Genomic DNA, 15,184 nt, shown 5'->3' with positions numbered 1-15,184 from the left:
CCGCAGACTTCATCCGTGAGGGTGATCATGGTGCTGGCGTTGCTGCTGGCCTGCGGTGCCTCCGGCGTGCCCGTGCGCTCGGAGGTGATCCGCTGGCTGCCCGTGTGGCAGGCCGTGCCGACGCTGTCGGGCTCGGTGCCGGACCAGGGCGTGCGCACGACCGTCGACCTCGCGGCGGGCGGTACATCGGTCCGGGTGCGCCTGTCGAACCTGATGGGCATCAAGCCGGTCCGCGTCGAGCAGGTGATGGTCACCGCGAACGGCGAGACGCGGCAGCTCACGTTCAACAGGTCCAAGGGCGTCACGATCAGAGCGCGCGCCGAGGTCTACAGCGACGCCGTGCAGCTTGCGGTCACCAAGACGCTGGAAATCAGCACGTACGCCCCTGCCGGCACGCCCTGCCAGGCCCGTGCCCATCGCACGATCACGTCCACGCGTGACCAGATCTGCCTGGTCTCGGCCGTCGAGGTCGCGGGGTTCACCGCGCCGGGCGCGGTCGTGATGTTCGGCGACTCGATCACCGAGGGGTTCTACGGAGACACTTGGCCGTCGTTGGTGCGCAGCGACTACGCGGTTCTGAACGCGGGCATCAACGGCAACGGCGTGGTGCTGGGCAACGCCCCGATGGTCACCCGCGTGCACCGGGACGTCCTGTTCAGCGACGAGGTCCGCAAGGTCGTGCTGCTGGGCGGCATCAACGACATCCAGAACGGCGTCAGCGCCGAGAACGTCATCGCGGGCATCCGCACGGTCCAGCTGCGATGCCGCAACGAGGGCGTGGAGTTCCATATCGGCACCCTCACGCCGTGGCGTGGCTGGTACACCTGGACCGAGGAGAAGGAACAGCAGCGCCAGAAGGTGAACGCGTGGATCCGCGCCACCTTCCGCGACGCCGTCGACTTCGACGAGGCCGTGCGCGACCCCGCCGATCCGCTCAGACTGCGTCCGGAGTTCGACTCCGGTGATCACCTGCATCCGAACGGGAACGCATTCGGTGCGATGGCTCGCCTCGTGCGGGTGTGATGAGCCGGCGGTCCGCCGCGTCGGCCAGCACGCCCGCCAGCGGGTCGTCCCCCGCCTGCCGCACGAGGTCGCGCTCCGGGTGGTAGATCTCCTTGAGGATCATCACGCACAACACGACGACGGCGGCGTCGCGCAGCAGCACGGCGCCGAGGAACCAGTCGATCGGCAGGCCCTTGTTGTCCGTGCCGAGGTAGAAGTACATGCGCGGCACCCACACCAGCGCGTCGACCGCCATCCACGCCAGCAGCAGCTTCCAGCGCGGCAACGCCAGCACGGCTAGCGGCACCAGCCACAGCGAGTACTGCGGGCTCCACACCTTGTTCGTCAGCAGGAACGCCGCCACGACCAGGAATCCGAGCTGCGCCAGCCGCGGCCTGGTCGGCGCCGAGAGGGCCACGTAGGCGATGCCGGCGCAGCAGACGAGGAACAGCACCATGCTGACCGTGTTGAGGACCGTCGGCGGTTGTCCCTGCGTCAGTCCCGGGTCGAAGCCCTGCCACCCCGTCCACTGCACGAGCACGTTGTAGAGCGTGTCCGGGTCCGCGTTGCGTTCGGTGTTGAGGCGGAAGAACTCACGCCACCCCGTCTGCGAGGCCGGGTTCAACGCGATCGGCGCGTTGACGAGCGCCCACGCGCCGATGGCCGCCGCGGTGGTGGTGATGCCGACCTTGAGCCTGTTGGACCGCCAGCACAACAACAGCAACGGCCCGAGCAGGAACAACGGGTAGAGCTTCGCCGCGCCACCGAGCCCCAGCAGCACTCCGGCGAGCACCGGTTTCTTCCGTGCCCAAGCCAGCAGACCGGCCGTCGCGAACGCCGTCGCGATCGTGTCGAAGTTGGTGAACGCGTGCACGATGACCAGCGGCGACACGGCGACGATCGCCGCGTCCCACGTCCTGCGCCGCGCGATCCGGGCGACCGAGAACACCGTCACCAGCCACGCCACCGCCAGCCAGAACGCCGTGACGTTGAAGAACACGATCACGGTCATCGGCAGCCCCGGCACGAGCGCCACGAGCCCCTGCGCCACGCGCGCGTTGAGCCACATGAACAGGCCGGTGACCACCGGGTACTCCATGTACCGGACGTGCTCGGTCGGCTTGCCCTCGTCGTCCTTCCACGACGTGATGTACGGGAAGGAACCGCGCTGGTCGAGCCGTTCCGCGGTGTAGAGCGGCACCGTGTCGGAGTAGCAGAGCGCGGTGAACTGCTTGCTGCCCCGCCAGTCGAGCTGCACGACGCCCTTGTCGTCGGTGTACTGCTGGATGCACGGCGACTTCTGCACCCACCCCAGCAGCAACGTGACCACGGCGAGCATCAGGACCACCCGCAGCGCCGTCCAGAAGTAGTTCCGGCCGACCTGCGCGTGCTCCCCGAGCGGACCGCCGAACGGTCTGCTCAGACCGCGCGCGAGGGACTCGGTCCACGTGGGTGCGACGCGTTCTTCGCGGGTGAGCGAGTCGGTTTCCTCGGCGAGGTCGGTCTCGGAGACCTCGGCGGGACGCTCGGCAGGGCTGCTGGGCACGGGGCGGATGTTACGGCCAAGACCGTTTCGCCGTGGTCAACATCCCCTGACCAGAGCGAAGGGGCCTCGCGCGTGTGCACCAGGCCCCTTCGCGTCAGCGCCGCTCGGTCATCTCTTCCTCTCGTCAGTCGTGCGAGTCGTCGCGGGTCGCTCGGTCAGCACGAAGAACATCCTGACCAGCGCGACCGCGACTCCAGGCAGGACCAGTGGGAGCAGGAACGACAATGCCCTGGGCTCGTACAGGTACATCAGCCCGAAAATCGATCCGGACACCACGACGTGGAGAACCAGGTAACCGATCTGCCGTCGGCGGTCACGCCACCGAACCAGCGCGAGCAGCGTCAGCACCACGGGGATCAGTGCGGTGAGCAGCAGTCCGAGGAACATCGGTTCTCCACGTCGAGTCGGTCACGGTGTGTATTCGGTTGCGGGCGACCCGTACGGCCGCCCGCAGTAGAACACCTTGGACGGGTTCACTCCCGCCGAATCCGTTGCCTGGATGTTCCACGGATTTCCGCGGCCGTCCAGCGGATCACCTGACGCGACGCACGAGCTGAACGGACTGTCCTCCCAAAGGCCCTTGCTGAAGTTGTAGAAGTTGCCCTTCTTGACCGGCCCCACCACGGTGCTCCGGCTGCCGTCGTTGTTGATCTGCCTGTTGTCGAAGTACAGGTAGTGGTCGGGCATGTGGCTGGACGCCAGGATCGGCATCGTCCACACCGGACCCATCTGGCGGATCGAGCCGTCGACGCACACCTTGAAGTTCAGCTCCTGCCACAGCGGCGGTGCTCCGTTGAACGGCGAGCCCTCGGCCCCCGTGACGAGGTCCTCCTGGTCGAGGAAGACGTCGAAGATCTCCTCTGCCTGGTTCTGCACCTCGTCGGGCACCCTCGGGTCGTTCTTGATCTGTTCCCACCACCTGTCGGACTCCGCCGCCGCGGCGTCGCTCTCGAGGAAGCTGCGGAAGCCCTTCGAACCACCGGAGATGTAGCGGCCGGTCGCACAGGTGCCACCAGGGCCGACAACGGGGTTGCCGTTGTAGTCGACGACCTCCGACGGAGTGCCACCCGCCGCGTACGCGCGGCCGTGCGTCCTGCCGGTCCTGTTGGGTTCCACCCGCGTGACCTGGTGGTTGTGCACGTTCAGGTCCCTGGCGGAGTAGGACATGTCGGGCGGCCGGATGCCGTAGTCGGTCTGCATCGCGCTGAAGAAGTCCGTCATGAACTTCGCGAGGTGGGTGTCACCTGTCTCGTGGTCGTAGCTGGCGTCCGCACTACCCTCGATGATCTTGCCCGCGTCGTCGACCACGTAGGAGACGGTGGCCTTCGAGCGGATCTTGTGAATGTCGCGGTCGGTGCCGTACCTGGTGGGCTTCGTCAACGACGTGGGCCGGTCCCGGTAGTCGTTGGCGAACGCCATCCAGGTGGTGATCGAGTTGCCGTCCGGGTGGTTCACCGGGTCAGTGCCCGCAGCGACCACCTGGTCCCGCCACGCCTGCGTCACGTTGCGGACGCTCTGCGTCGTGCAGCCGGAGTTGGGCGAAGAGGTGCACGCGGGCTTGCCGAGAATCGCAGCGGGTACCTGGGTTCCCCAGTCGTAGAGGCTCTGCCTGTTGGCCATGCGTCCTGCGACCCAACTCGCGGGAGGCGCCGTGTCGATGTTGGTGTCCTCGTCGAACACCGCGAACGCCTCGACCGTGTGCTCCTCGTACCTGCCCGGCGCCGGAACGAACGCCATGGCGTCCCACGACACCGTGCCGACGCCGCCGGCGGTGTCGCGCTCGGTGACGTTGTTCAGCACGACCTTGGCGTTCGCGCCGAGTTGGAAGACACCGAGCGTCTTCCAGTGGTTCGTGTGCTCGTGCTGGTTGATCGTCCTGGACTTGACCTCGCCGTTCTGGGTGGTGATGCGGTACGTCGCCGACTCGGCCGATGCGCCGGCCACCGGAATGTGCGCCCGGACGAGGTAGGCACCCGCCGGCAGGTTGTTCGGCGTCCAAGTGCCGGTGACGAGGTGCTGCGGGTCGTTCGCCAGTGCGTTGCCCGCGAAGTAGTTGTGTGCGCCGAACCCGGTCGCCACCTGGTGGAAGTCGATGGCACCGATCGGGTCACCGCCTGCGTTCGTGCCGACCGTGTAGTTGAACGTTCCCGCTGTGCTCCAGTTCCTGGTGCCGCAGAACGCGTTCTGCGCCGGGTTGTTCAGGTTGTCGACGATGATGGCCTTCGAACCGAGGTTCGAGTCGCAAGCCGGGACCCAAGGGTTCTCGCCGGCAGGTTCTCTGGAGTCAGCCGGGTGGGCGTAGGGCGACTTGGCGCAGTTGGTCTGACAGTTGTTCGGTGACGCCGACGAGTGCCACCAACAGCGGAAGTCCGCTCGCAGACAGCCTTGGCCCTCGGCATTCTGGTTGGGATCGCAGCTGTTGCTGGAGTTGCAGAACGACTTCCAGTCCGGGTACGTCACTGCGTGTCCGGTGCCGGCTACCGGTTCCAGTGGCCGGTAGGCGTCCTCGCCCTTGAAGTTCTTGATGGGCGTTTCGGCCCAGCCGAGGATCCGTTCCTGGTACGGCCAGTCCGCAGGGTGCTCGGCGTCCGCGTAGGTCTGTCGGAGGAACACGTCACGAGCCGGCGGGTAGTCGTTGTTGCGAGGATTGTTCGTCCATCCAAGACCCCAGTTCCCGAACTGGTCCGTGCAGGTGGGGCTCGGCGTGCAGCCGGTCGTGTTGCCGAACTGCGGTCCGGGCTGGATGCCGGAGTTGTACGCCCACAGGGCGAGGTACCAGTTCTCGGCGTACTGGGGGTTGCTGTCGTTGATCCTGATACCCGCGGTGTAGAGCTGGTTCCACTTGTCGATCAGGATCCCCATGCCGGCCACGATGTTCTCGGCGTAGTCGATCGCGATCTTCGCCTTGCCGTTGGGCGAGATGGAGGTGTCCGTCGCACGCATGCCGGTGGTGACCTGAGAGATGCCGTAGCCGCAGTCGGACTCCGCGTAGTTGATGGAGTCGATACCGCCGTGCGCACCGTAGTAGTCGCTGACCACGGAGTTGCCGCCGGAGCCGGGCAGGGTGCGGCGTGAAGCCTGCCGATAGGCGCTCTCCTGAGCGAGCACCCCGTTCATGATCGCAGAGGGAACACTGCCACCGGACGGCTTGATCGGCGCCAACTCGAAGTCGATGCTCGGGCTGTACGCGGGGAGGCCACTACCGCGGTAGTTCGCGGGGCGTGCGTTCGGGCCCTTCAACGCGCCACGCGTTGCCATTTCGACAGCCCAGCTGACCTGGTTGTTGGTCGGGCCGTAGGCCATCCGGCTCGGATCGTTGCGGGGTACGCCGCAGGTGGGTGTCTGCGCGTTCGCCACCATCTGACCGGAGGCGGGCATCTCGGTGAAGGTGGTTGCCGCCTGACCTTCCGGCGAGGAGCCGTGAACCATTTGCCCGGAGTCGGCCTTGAACAGACGCTTGGTCACGGCGGGCGCGGTCTCATCCGCGGCCGGTTTCCCGGTCTTCGCCTTCGTCGGAGCCAGCACGATCTTGCCCCTGGTGCTGACCGCCTGCGGCGGTGACTCGTGAGAAGGGCTTCCCTTGCCCTCCGCGTCCTTGGGCACCACTGGCTGAGGGAAGTTGCGCACATGGGAACTGGCGTTCGCGAGCCCGAAGGAGACATTGGTGCCGCCGACCGCCTGGAGCAGAGCCGACTTGCGCACGTCGCCGCGGCCGACCTCGGAGAGCTTGCCCCCGGCCAGCCGCTCGACCGCGACCTGGTTGTCCTTCAGCACCAGGAGATCAGCCTGGTCGTCGGCTGCTGCCAGCAGCTTGAACGCCTGGCCCTGCGCCTTGCCGACCACCTTCGGCGCCTGGTCCTTGCGGCTGACGGTGACGATCTCGCTGCCCCGCAACGCCATCACGCGGTCGGGCCCGTTGGGCACCGCCCAGGTCAGCTGTGTGTTCACGGTGGCGACGGACTCCACCTTCGCCGTGCTCGCGGAACCACGCAGCAGTTCGGTCTTCGCCTGGTCCACCTCGAGGTGGCGCAGCATCGCGACCTGGTCGCCGGTGCCGCAGCCCACCGCGTGCTGCTTGAACGCGACGCCGCTGGCGAGTGGCCTGACCGAGCCGTCCGCGATCTTGATCGCGTAGACGGACGCACCTCGGTCGCGCAGCGTTGGGCGGTTCACCGCACCGCGCGGTAGAACCGAAACCACGACATGGGACCGGTCGCCGGTGACACACGTGTAGCCGAGCCATTGGTCACCGTCGTAGCCACCCGGTTGGATGCTGGCGAGCGGTGTGAAGGCGTACTTCCGGTTCTCCAGACCGATCAGGACGTGATATCCGTGGGTGTCGCCACGGCCGGTGACGACGAAGTCGTCACCTTCCCACCACTTCGGCGAGACCTCTTCGACGTTGGCGATTGCCACTCCGGGCTCTGGCGCAGACAGCGCCGGCCTGACAGTCGCATCGGCGAGCAGTGAGGCTGTCACAGCAGCCGTCATTGCCACGCGCGCCCATCTGGGGCGACGTGTTGGCATGAACTTCCCCTTTTGTCCCGTTGAGGATGAGCAGAAACCGCCACTCCGTGTGGTGGCGGAGCTCATCGGCTGAATCCGAGGCCGCGCGGTAGTCGGGTCTTGTCCGGCAGAGCAGGTTGGCCGTTGAAGGCGGACGTACGTCTGACGAGCGTCCGCGCGGTGCCCTTGGCGTTCAGGGAGATGAGCCGGCCCGCTGCTGCGTCGATCTCGAACAGCCGGGACTCGCCCTTCGGCTCCGTCGTGAGCTGGGTGATCACCGCGCGTTCGCCGTCACTGCGACCAGGCCGTGCTGGAAGAACTCCGGCTTGTCGGTGAGCGCTCGCGGTGCGTGCGTGACCACGAGCTCGTTGCCCGGTGCAGTTGCACAGGCGTTTTCGCTCCACTGGTCCGTTTCGAAGCCCGGCTCGACCAGCGAGGTGATGGCGCGCCAGGTGCAGTCGTCGTTGGCTCGCGTCGCGAGCACGTGCAATCCGATGACGTCACCCGTCGTCCACGCGACGTCGGTGGACCTCTGCCGATCCTCGACGATCACCTCGATCCGCTTGTTCTGCGGAAAGAACGTCGGCTCGGTGATCACCGCGGTCGCCGTGGCCTTGGGTTTTTTGCGCAGGGTCCGGCCCTGCGCTCTTGCCTTCGGCAAGTGCATTTGGTCCCCCAGGACTTTTCGTGTTCAACTGTTTCCGGCCGTCTGCGCCGGATATCCGGTAACGCTGGCCGACTTTTCGGTCCCGCCCCCATAAATGCGCACGACCTCCCCAGCGGGTCGTGTCCGAGAATGGGTCTAACAGTTCGCCCGCTGTGGCGTCAAGACGGCCGTTGGTGGCGTGGTCAGGCACCTCTGGACAAGAGCGTGTGGTCTCCGTATGGTGCGAGACGCGGTCCTCACCTGGGGGGACCATCCTGCGCTGGGGGGCGTACATGAGCGTGTCGTTCACGCACACCTGATCAACTTTGATCCCTCACCAAGAAGTCGATCTTCAGCGATCGGCTTTTTCGTGCTGCCCATCGCGCGTTTTTGACGATGAGATCTGGGGGAAGTGGATGAAGAAGTTGATTCGCTTGTTCGCGGCGTTCAGCCTGGCTCTTCCGTTGGTGCTGGTCGGCATGGCGCAGCCTGCGTCGGCCGCATTTGGTGACAGGAGGGACTACTGCGGTCAGGGCAACTACTGCCTCTTCAACGACGCCGAGTTCCGTCTGTGCATCGCCGCGTTCGCGGGCAACGATGCCAACTACGCGGACGACAACTGCTGGCAGGGTGGTGCGATCGGCTACTACCTCGACAACAACGCCAGCTCCGTCTTCAACAACGGTTATGCGGGTGCGCCCGATGACATCCAGTCGTTCCGGCACCCGAACTACGTCGAGATGATCTGGTTCGTGCCGCAGGGCACCTACTACGCGTACGTGGACCACTGGTGCGGCGCTCTGCCGTGCAACGACCAGGCGTCCTCGCACCGCTGGGTGTGACGCGCTGACGACATGAACGCCGACCCAGGCCGAAGTGGACGGACACCGTCCACTTCGGTCTGGCTCTTCTGGGGGAAGACATGGCCAGCAACCACCTCAAGGCGCTGGTGATCGGGACAGGCCTGTTCGCGATCGCAGCGTGCTCCGCGCAGCTCGAACAACCGCGCCCGGAACCTCCTCTGGGAGCGCTTCCGGTCATCAACGTCGACGCGGACGTCACATTCCCGCTCGACGGCTACCTGATCTCACCGGAGAGCCGTGCCGCCGTCCGGAAGAGCCAGGACCTGCTGGTGCAGAAGTGCTTGCGCCGCTTCGGTTTCGAGATGGAACTGCCGGAGCGCGAGCCAGAACACGTGCGGAGTCGCGTCATCGGGGTGGTCGACGACGCGGAGGTCTCGAAGCACGGCTACTCCGATCCGGAGACGCTCGCGTCCGTCCGCAAGGCCGAGGAACTCAGGAAGCAGCAGAAGCCCTGGCCGCAGGACATGGTCGCCGTGCTGGACGGGAAGGGCGCGAAGAAAGAAGGCGTCCCCAGCGGTGGCTGCATGGGCGAGTCCCAACGGGTGCTCGGGATTTCGGTCAAGAGCCAGGAGAAGGCCGGCGACGAGAACTTCGTGATCGGCCTGTCACGCGACTCCACCACGTTCGCCGAGGCGGACAGCAGGCTGAAGGACGCTTGGGGCAAGTGGAGCGCCTGCATGAAGCAGGCCGGCTACGACTACGCCGACCCGTGGGGCCCCAACAGCGAGAAGAAGTTCGGTGGTGACGACGCCTCGCCAGAGGAAATCGCCACGGCACGCGCCGATGTCGCCTGCCGCAAGAAGCACGACGTCAACGCGATCTGGGTGGCGGTGCGCACCGCGTACCAGCACCGGCTGATCGTGGACAACGCCGAACTGCTGACGAAGCACCAGACCCGTGTCGACGAACAGGTGCGCAAGGCGAAGGAAATCCTGTCGGGCAAGAACTGAGGTCGCTCGTCGCTGAGCGACGAGTCGACGTGGTCGAACATGATGTGGGGGAAGTGGATGAAGAAGTTGATGCGCATGTTCGCGGCGTTCAGCCTGGCTCTTCCGCTGGTGCTGGTCGGCATGGCGCAGCCCGCGTCGGCCGGGTTCGGCGACATGAGGGACCAGTGCGGTGGCGGCTACTACTGCCTCATGGGGGATGCCAACTGGCGGATGTGCATCGCGGGATTCACTGGCAACGACTCCGACTACGCCGACAACGCCTGCTGGGACGGCGTGGTCGGGCACTACCTCGACAACCGCGCCACCTCTGTTTTCAACAACGGTTATGCGGGCGCGCCCGATGACATCCAGTCGTTCCGGCACCCGAACTACGTCGAGATGATCTGGTTCGTGCCGCAGGGCACCTATTACTCGAACGTGGACCACTGGTGCGGCGCTCTGCCGTGCAACGACCAGGCGTCCTCGCATCGCTGGGTGTGACGCGCTGACCGCGTGCGTGACAACGAGAGAGTGTGCCGCGCTGCCCCCGGGCGTGACACCGACCGCGGGCCCGGGGCGACGTGCACCGGGCCCTCTCTCGTGTCAGCCGTCTCCTGGACTACCGGCTCGGGGCCGGCCGCTGGTGGACGGATCGGGATCGTCGGACGGATCCGGGCAGTTGATGCCCGGGATGCAGCCGGGGTTCGGCGGCTTCGTCTGCGACGGCTTGGTCGGTTCCGAGCTCACCGGCGGCGGGTTGTTGGTCGACGGGTTGTTGCTGCTGGGCGGAGCCGACGGCGGTTCGGACTTGCGCGGCGGGTTGAAGTTGCCCAGCGGGACCGGCTTCGGGAACGCCTCCTTCTGCACGCCCGCGAGTGCCGCGTCCATGAACTTCTTCCACATCTGGCCAGGAAGGCCGGAGCCGAAGATGGCCTTGCCCTCCTTGTTCCTGATGGCCACGTTGCCCTGGTCCTTGCCGACCCACACGGAGGCGGACAGCTGCGGCGTGTAGCCGACCATCCAGGCCTTCGAGTTCTCGTTCAGGCTGTCGGCGAGCTCGTGGGTACCGGTCTTGCCGGCGCACTCGCGGTTGCCCGCGCACCCGATCTTCGAGAAGGCCGGGATCTCCTTCAGCGTCTCGGTGACGTTGTCCGCGATGTCCCGGCTCTTCGTCTCGACCGGGTCGAACGCCGGCACCGGCTGGTCGACGTGCTGGTAGAGGACGTCGCCCGTCGGGCCCACGATCTTCGAGACGAAGAACGGAGCGCGGTACACGCCGCGAGCCGCGAAGGTCGCGTACGCCGAGGCCATGTCGAACGGTCGCACCTGGGCGCTGTCAGCGCCGATGGCGATACCGGCCGTGGGGGCGTTGCCGCCCTCTCCGATCAGGGTCTGCTTCTCCTGGCCACCGACGCGGACGACCTTCGGGATGCCGGCCGCGTGTGCCGCGTCCGCCACGGCCCTTGTGCCAGTGCCCTGCGGACCCGCCACCATGTCGTAGAACACGGTGTTGAGGGATTCCTTCATGGCCTGCTTGATCGTGCATTCCTTGCCGCACTGGGTGTTGCTCGCGTTGCGGACCGGGATACCGGCGATCGTGCGCGGCGTGGCGTCGTAGGTGTCGCCGATGCCCTTGCCCATCTTCAGGGCGGCCACCAGGTCGAACGGCTTGAACGACGAGCCGGCCTCCTGGATCGTGCCCTTGGCGTAGTCGATGCCCTTGAGGCCGTCCTTGCCCGGGTAGTAGGCCCTGACGGCGCCGGACTGCGGCTCGATCGCGCTGAGCGAGGTGCGCAGCTCCGGGTCCTGGCCCGCCATCACCGAGTTCACGGCGTCGAGCGCGGCCTGCTGCATCTTCGGGTCGATCGTCGTGGTGACGGTGACGCCGACCTTCTGCGCCTTCTCCATCGTGAGGCCGACGAGCTCGCTGTCGATCTCGTTCTGGACCTGCTGGCTCACGCGGGCGAGCGGGCCCTCGAGGCTCGCGGGCTGCGTCTGCTCGAACGGCAGCGGCTTCGGGTACTGGCGGGCGTCGTAGTCGGCCTGGCTGATCCAGTTCTTCTGAAGCATCTGCTTCATCACGAACTCCCAGCGCTTCTTCGAGTACTCCTCGTCCTCCGACCACGAGGGGGTCTGGATCATGCCGGCGATGAGCGCGGCCTCGGAAGGAGTGAGGTCCTTCATCGGCTTGTTGTAGTAGACCTGCGCCGCGGCCTTCATGCCGTTCGCGCCACGACCGAAGTACACCGTGTTCATGTACGCGGTGAGGATCGTCGGGTGGTCCGACTCGTTGCTCATCTTGAAGGCTTTGACGAGCTCGGTGAACTTGCGGGTCAGCGTCGCGTCTTCCTGGCCGGTCGCCTTCTTGATGTACTGCTGCGTCAGACCGGAACCACCGGAGCTGCCGCCGGTCGCCTGGATCCAGACCGCGCGGGCGATGGCCTTGACGTCGAAGCCGGGGTTCTCGAAGAAGTCCGCGTCCTCCGCGGCCATGACGGCCTGCTTGACGGACTCCGGAAGCTCCTCGTACGTCAGCAGCGTGCGGTTCTCACCGGGCGAGGTGATCTTGCCCATCTCGGTGTTGTCGGAGTAGAGCAGCGTGATCGTCTTGTCCTGGCCGGCCGCGATGTCGTTCGGCCGGGGCCAGTCGACGAGCGGGTAAGCGACCGCGATGGCGATCACCGGGCCCAGGATCATCAGGCCGATCGAGACGAAGGCGGCGATCCGCACGCGCTTCCAGATCTTCTTCTTGCGCAGACGACGCTCCTCCTCTTCGGTGAGCTCCGGCTCGTCGTCGTACTCGTAGTCGTCGTCATCGTCACCGACACCGGCCATGAGGAACTCGTCGTCAGGCTCGCGGTGGGTGATGAGCTCGGGCTCGCGCTGCGTCGGCCGGTTGACCGGCGGCATCTGCGTGGTGCGCTCTTCACCGGGGTTGCGCGGGGGCATGGCGGGACGGCCGGGGCCGCCAGGACCGCCCTGCGGGCCACCGGGACCCGCCGGTCCACCGGGGCGACGGGCACCGGGAGGCGGGGCGATGGGCATGCCGCCGGGAGGCGTCGGCGGACGGTTGCCCGGGCCACCGGGACCGCCCTGAGGGCCGCCGGGGCCGCTCATGGGGCCAGGCGGACGCCCCGGCACACCTTGGGGTCCACCAGGGCCGCCCTGGGGACCGCCTGGTCCGTTCGGGCGGCGTGGGGGCTGCTGCTGTGGGAAACCACCAGGTGGCGTGCCACCCTGGGGAGGGCGCGCGAAACCACCGGGTGGGGTACCCGGTCGCGGCTGATTCGGGACATCGCGCCTCGTGCCGCCGCCGTCCGGGTCGTCCCCGGTCGGCCATTGCGGCTCGCCTCCGCGCTGTCGGTCATCATGCTGGTCGTTCACGTGAAAAGGCCTCCCAGACCGGCGTGCATGAGCACACGGTTCGGTGGTCGTACTTCATTCGGAGCAGTGTCACCTGTGGGTCATTCCGCCGCAGTCCTCCTGCGTGGCTTTTCCAGCCCACGCTTCCCCAGGACGTATGACTGCACCAGGTGGTTCCAACTGCACGTGCGACAAACTTCAACTAGGTACACGGAGAACTCGTCGAAGAGGTTCGCCATCTTCACCAGTTCTTCAGGTGTCCGCGCCGAGCCGGCCGCGTGCTTGAGCTCGTCACCGTAGACCCACGACACGTGCGTGAGCGGTTCCTTGCGGCACACGGGGCAAGGCACGTCGGTCGCCGTCCCGTGGAACTTCGCAGCTCGCAGCAGGTACGGGTTCGCGTCGCAGACCTCCATGGTGCCCGTGCGACCGGCATAGACCTCCGCCAGCAGCGCACGCCGCTGCAGCGAGTAGTCCACCACCTGCCGTTGGGTCAACACGTGACCAGAGTACGTGCCGGGCGCTTTTGGATGATGGGCCGTTCAGGGCAGCACGGCCCGGCGCGGTATCACGGTGTGCCACATCCCACAGTTGCGAGGAGCCATCGATGTATCGAGCCGATATAATCACCTCACCTATCGGTGCAGGTGCGAGGAGGTGACTCGTGTTCGAGTTCGCGCTGCTCGGCCTGCTGCACGAGGCGCCCATGCACGGCTACGAGCTGCGCAAGCGCTTGCATGACCTGCTCGGAGCGTTTCGCGCGTTCTCGTACGGATCGCTGTACCCAACATTGCGGCGACTCCAACGTGCGGGCCTGATCGTGGAGGAGGGGCCGGAGGAATCGGCTCTTTCTTGGGGACGTCGGGCTCGCAAGGTCTACAAGCTGACGCCGGAGGGCAAGGAGCGGTTCGCCGATCTCCTGGCCAACGCGGGTCCGCAGACCTGGGACGACGACTCGTTCGGAGTCCACCTGGCGTTCTTCTCGCGCACGCCGGCCGACGTCAGGATGCGCATCCTGGAGGGCCGCCGGCGGTGTGTCGAAGAACGCAGGGAAGGGCTCCGCGAGCGGCTCACGCGCACGGGTGAGCAGATCGACCGCTACACCCGCGAGCTGCACAGCCAAGGCCTGGAAAGCACGGAGCGTGAGGTGCGGTGGCTCAACGAGCTCATCGCGCACGAGAAGTCCGAGCAGGACGAGTAGCACTTCACTGTTGATCAAGGAGGACTCGGCAATGGGCGAAAACCGCCGCACCGTTCGAGTGGCCATCGTCGGGGTTGGCAACTGCGCGGCGTCGCTGGTGCAGGGCGTCCACTACTACCGTGACGCCGACCCGAGCACCCGCGTGCCCGGTCTCATGCACGTGCAGTTCGGTGACTACCACGTGCGCGATGTCGAGTTCGTCGCCGCGTTCGACGTGGACGCGAAGAAGGTCGGTGTCGACCTCGCCGAGGCCATCGGGGCCAGCGAGAACAACACCATCAAGATCGCGGACGTGCCGCCGCTGGGCGTCGTCGTGCAGCGCGGCCACACCTACGACGGCCTCGGGAAGTTCTACCGGGAGACGATCGAGGAGTCGGACGCCGAGCCTGTCGACGTCGTCGCGGCGTTGCGCGAGGCCGAGGTCGACGTGCTGGTCTCGTACCTGCCCGTGGGTTCCGAGGACGCGGACCGCTTCTACGCCCAGTGCGCCATCGACGCCGGTGTGGCGTTCGTCAACGCCCTGCCCGTCTTCATCGCGTCGGACCCGGAGTGGGCGGAGAAGTTCCGCGCGGCCGGCGTCCCGATCGTCGGTGACGACATCAAGTCCCAGGTCGGCGCCACCATCACGCACCGCGTGCTGGCGAAGCTGTTCGAGGACCGCGGCGTCCAGCTCGACCGCACCATGCAGCTGAACGTGGGCGGCAACATGGACTTCCTGAACATGAAGGAACTGGAGCGACTGGAGTCCAAGAAGGTCTCCAAGACCCAGGCCGTCACGTCCCAGGTGGACCGCGAGATGGGCAAGCGCAACGTCCACATCGGACCGTCGGACTACGTGGCGTGGCTCGACGACCGCAAGTGGGCCTACGTGCGCCTGGAAGGCCGCGCGTTCGGCGACGTGCCGCTGAACCTCGAGTACAAGCTGGAGGTCTGGGACTCCCCGAACTCCGCGGGCATCATCATCGACGCGGTGCGCGCGGCGAAGATCGCCCTCGACCGGGGCATCGGCGGCCCGATCCTCTCGGCGTCGTCGTACTTCATGAAGTCCCCGCCCGTGCAGTACTCGGACTCCGAGGCGCACGAAGCCGTCGAGAAGTTCATCCGCGGCGAGGTCTGACCCGAAGGGCC

General features: G+C 66.6%; 13 protein-coding genes. 6 read left to right on the top strand and 7 right to left on the bottom strand.

Annotated elements, in window-relative coordinates:
• Positions 1 to 15: 15 nt before the first annotated feature.
• Positions 16 to 1,023: a GDSL-type esterase/lipase family protein gene (locus tag ORI60_RS08875; protein WP_266036214.1), complete on the top strand. Its 1,008-nt coding sequence runs from the start codon at positions 16 to 18 to the stop codon at positions 1,021 to 1,023.
• On the opposite strand, the gene ORI60_RS08870 is transcribed toward ORI60_RS08875, so the two are convergent.
• The 5 genes from ORI60_RS08870 to ORI60_RS08850 all read right to left on the bottom strand — a co-directional run bounded on the left by ORI60_RS08870 (position 935) and on the right by ORI60_RS08850 (position 7,721).
• Positions 935 to 2,548, bottom strand: a complete 1,614-nt coding sequence (locus ORI60_RS08870) for a glycosyltransferase family 87 protein (RefSeq protein ID WP_266036212.1) — start codon at positions 2,546 to 2,548, stop codon at positions 935 to 937. The genes ORI60_RS08875 and ORI60_RS08870 overlap by 89 nt on opposite strands.
• A 108-nt stretch (positions 2,549 to 2,656) precedes the next feature.
• On the bottom strand, positions 2,657 to 2,935 hold the full coding sequence (locus tag ORI60_RS08865; protein WP_266036210.1) for a hypothetical protein: 279 nt from the start codon (positions 2,933 to 2,935) through the stop codon (positions 2,657 to 2,659).
• Positions 2,936 to 2,956: 21 nt separating this feature from the next.
• A complete protein-coding gene (locus ORI60_RS08860) occupies positions 2,957 to 6,964 on the bottom strand; it encodes a hypothetical protein (RefSeq protein ID WP_266036209.1) in 4,008 nt (1,335 codons plus the stop codon).
• Between the two features lie 173 nt (positions 6,965 to 7,137).
• Positions 7,138 to 7,332 carry a hypothetical protein gene (locus ORI60_RS08855; RefSeq protein ID WP_266036207.1) on the bottom strand — a complete coding sequence of 65 codons (195 nt, stop codon included), beginning with the start codon at positions 7,330 to 7,332 and terminating at the stop codon, positions 7,138 to 7,140.
• A complete protein-coding gene (locus tag ORI60_RS08850; protein WP_266036205.1) occupies positions 7,329 to 7,721 on the bottom strand; it encodes a hypothetical protein in 393 nt (130 codons plus the stop codon). The genes ORI60_RS08855 and ORI60_RS08850 overlap by 4 nt, the downstream gene beginning before the upstream one ends.
• Before the next feature lie 395 nt (positions 7,722 to 8,116).
• Here ORI60_RS08850 and ORI60_RS08845 point away from each other — a divergent pair, with 395 nt between their 5' ends.
• From ORI60_RS08845 to ORI60_RS08835, 3 genes are all read left to right on the top strand, one after another.
• Positions 8,117 to 8,542: a peptidase inhibitor family I36 protein gene (locus ORI60_RS08845; RefSeq protein ID WP_266036203.1), complete on the top strand. Its 426-nt coding sequence runs from the start codon at positions 8,117 to 8,119 to the stop codon at positions 8,540 to 8,542.
• A gap of 80 nt (positions 8,543 to 8,622) precedes the next feature.
• The gene (locus ORI60_RS08840) at positions 8,623 to 9,513 is read left to right on the top strand and encodes a hypothetical protein (RefSeq protein ID WP_266036201.1); all 891 of its coding nucleotides are present in this window, start codon (positions 8,623 to 8,625) and stop codon (positions 9,511 to 9,513) included.
• A gap of 57 nt (positions 9,514 to 9,570) precedes the next feature.
• Entirely contained in the window at positions 9,571 to 9,993 is a 423-nt protein-coding gene (locus ORI60_RS08835) for a hypothetical protein (RefSeq protein ID WP_266036199.1), read from the top strand.
• Between the two features lie 102 nt (positions 9,994 to 10,095).
• Here ORI60_RS08835 and ORI60_RS08830 read toward each other — a convergent pair whose 3' ends face one another.
• Positions 10,096 to 12,609: a transglycosylase domain-containing protein gene (locus ORI60_RS08830; protein ID WP_266036197.1), complete on the bottom strand. Its 2,514-nt coding sequence runs from the start codon at positions 12,607 to 12,609 to the stop codon at positions 10,096 to 10,098.
• Positions 12,610 to 12,956: 347 nt separating this feature from the next.
• Positions 12,957 to 13,355, bottom strand: a complete 399-nt coding sequence (locus ORI60_RS08825) for a DUF5318 domain-containing protein (RefSeq protein ID WP_030480154.1) — start codon at positions 13,353 to 13,355, stop codon at positions 12,957 to 12,959.
• Positions 13,356 to 13,519: 164 nt separating this feature from the next.
• On the opposite strand from ORI60_RS08825, the gene ORI60_RS08820 reads away from it, so the two are divergent.
• Positions 13,520 to 14,056 carry a PadR family transcriptional regulator gene (locus ORI60_RS08820; protein ID WP_030480153.1) on the top strand — a complete coding sequence of 179 codons (537 nt, stop codon included), beginning with the start codon at positions 13,520 to 13,522 and terminating at the stop codon, positions 14,054 to 14,056.
• Positions 14,057 to 14,087: 31 nt separating this feature from the next.
• Positions 14,088 to 15,173: an inositol-3-phosphate synthase gene (locus ORI60_RS08815; RefSeq protein ID WP_266036192.1), complete on the top strand. Its 1,086-nt coding sequence runs from the start codon at positions 14,088 to 14,090 to the stop codon at positions 15,171 to 15,173.
• Positions 15,174 to 15,184 lie beyond the last annotated feature (11 nt).

The sequence above is a fragment of the Lentzea sp. NEAU-D7 genome, assembly GCF_026242055.1.
Classification (GTDB): domain Bacteria; phylum Actinomycetota; class Actinomycetes; order Mycobacteriales; family Pseudonocardiaceae; genus Lentzea.
The sequence above is the reverse complement of the archived record's forward strand: the minus strand, read 5'-3'. Positions and strand labels throughout refer to the sequence as shown.

Excerpts from the sequence above, each read along its gene's own strand:
- ORI60_RS08815 (WP_266036192.1), top strand. The coding sequence starts at position 14,088 with ATGGGCGAAAACCGCCGCACCGTTCGAGTGGCCATCGTCGGGGTTGGC.
- ORI60_RS08835 (WP_266036199.1), top strand. The coding sequence starts at position 9,571 with ATGAAGAAGTTGATGCGCATGTTCGCGGCGTTCAGCCTGGCTCTTCCG.
- ORI60_RS08830 (WP_266036197.1), bottom strand. The coding sequence starts at position 12,609 with ATGAGCGGCCCCGGCGGCCCTCAGGGCGGTCCCGGTGGCCCGGGCAAC.
- ORI60_RS08865 (WP_266036210.1), bottom strand. The coding sequence starts at position 2,935 with ATGTTCCTCGGACTGCTGCTCACCGCACTGATCCCCGTGGTGCTGACG.
- ORI60_RS08840 (WP_266036201.1), top strand. The coding sequence starts at position 8,623 with ATGGCCAGCAACCACCTCAAGGCGCTGGTGATCGGGACAGGCCTGTTC.
- ORI60_RS08845 (WP_266036203.1), top strand. The coding sequence starts at position 8,117 with ATGAAGAAGTTGATTCGCTTGTTCGCGGCGTTCAGCCTGGCTCTTCCG.
- ORI60_RS08850 (WP_266036205.1), bottom strand. The coding sequence starts at position 7,721 with ATGCACTTGCCGAAGGCAAGAGCGCAGGGCCGGACCCTGCGCAAAAAA.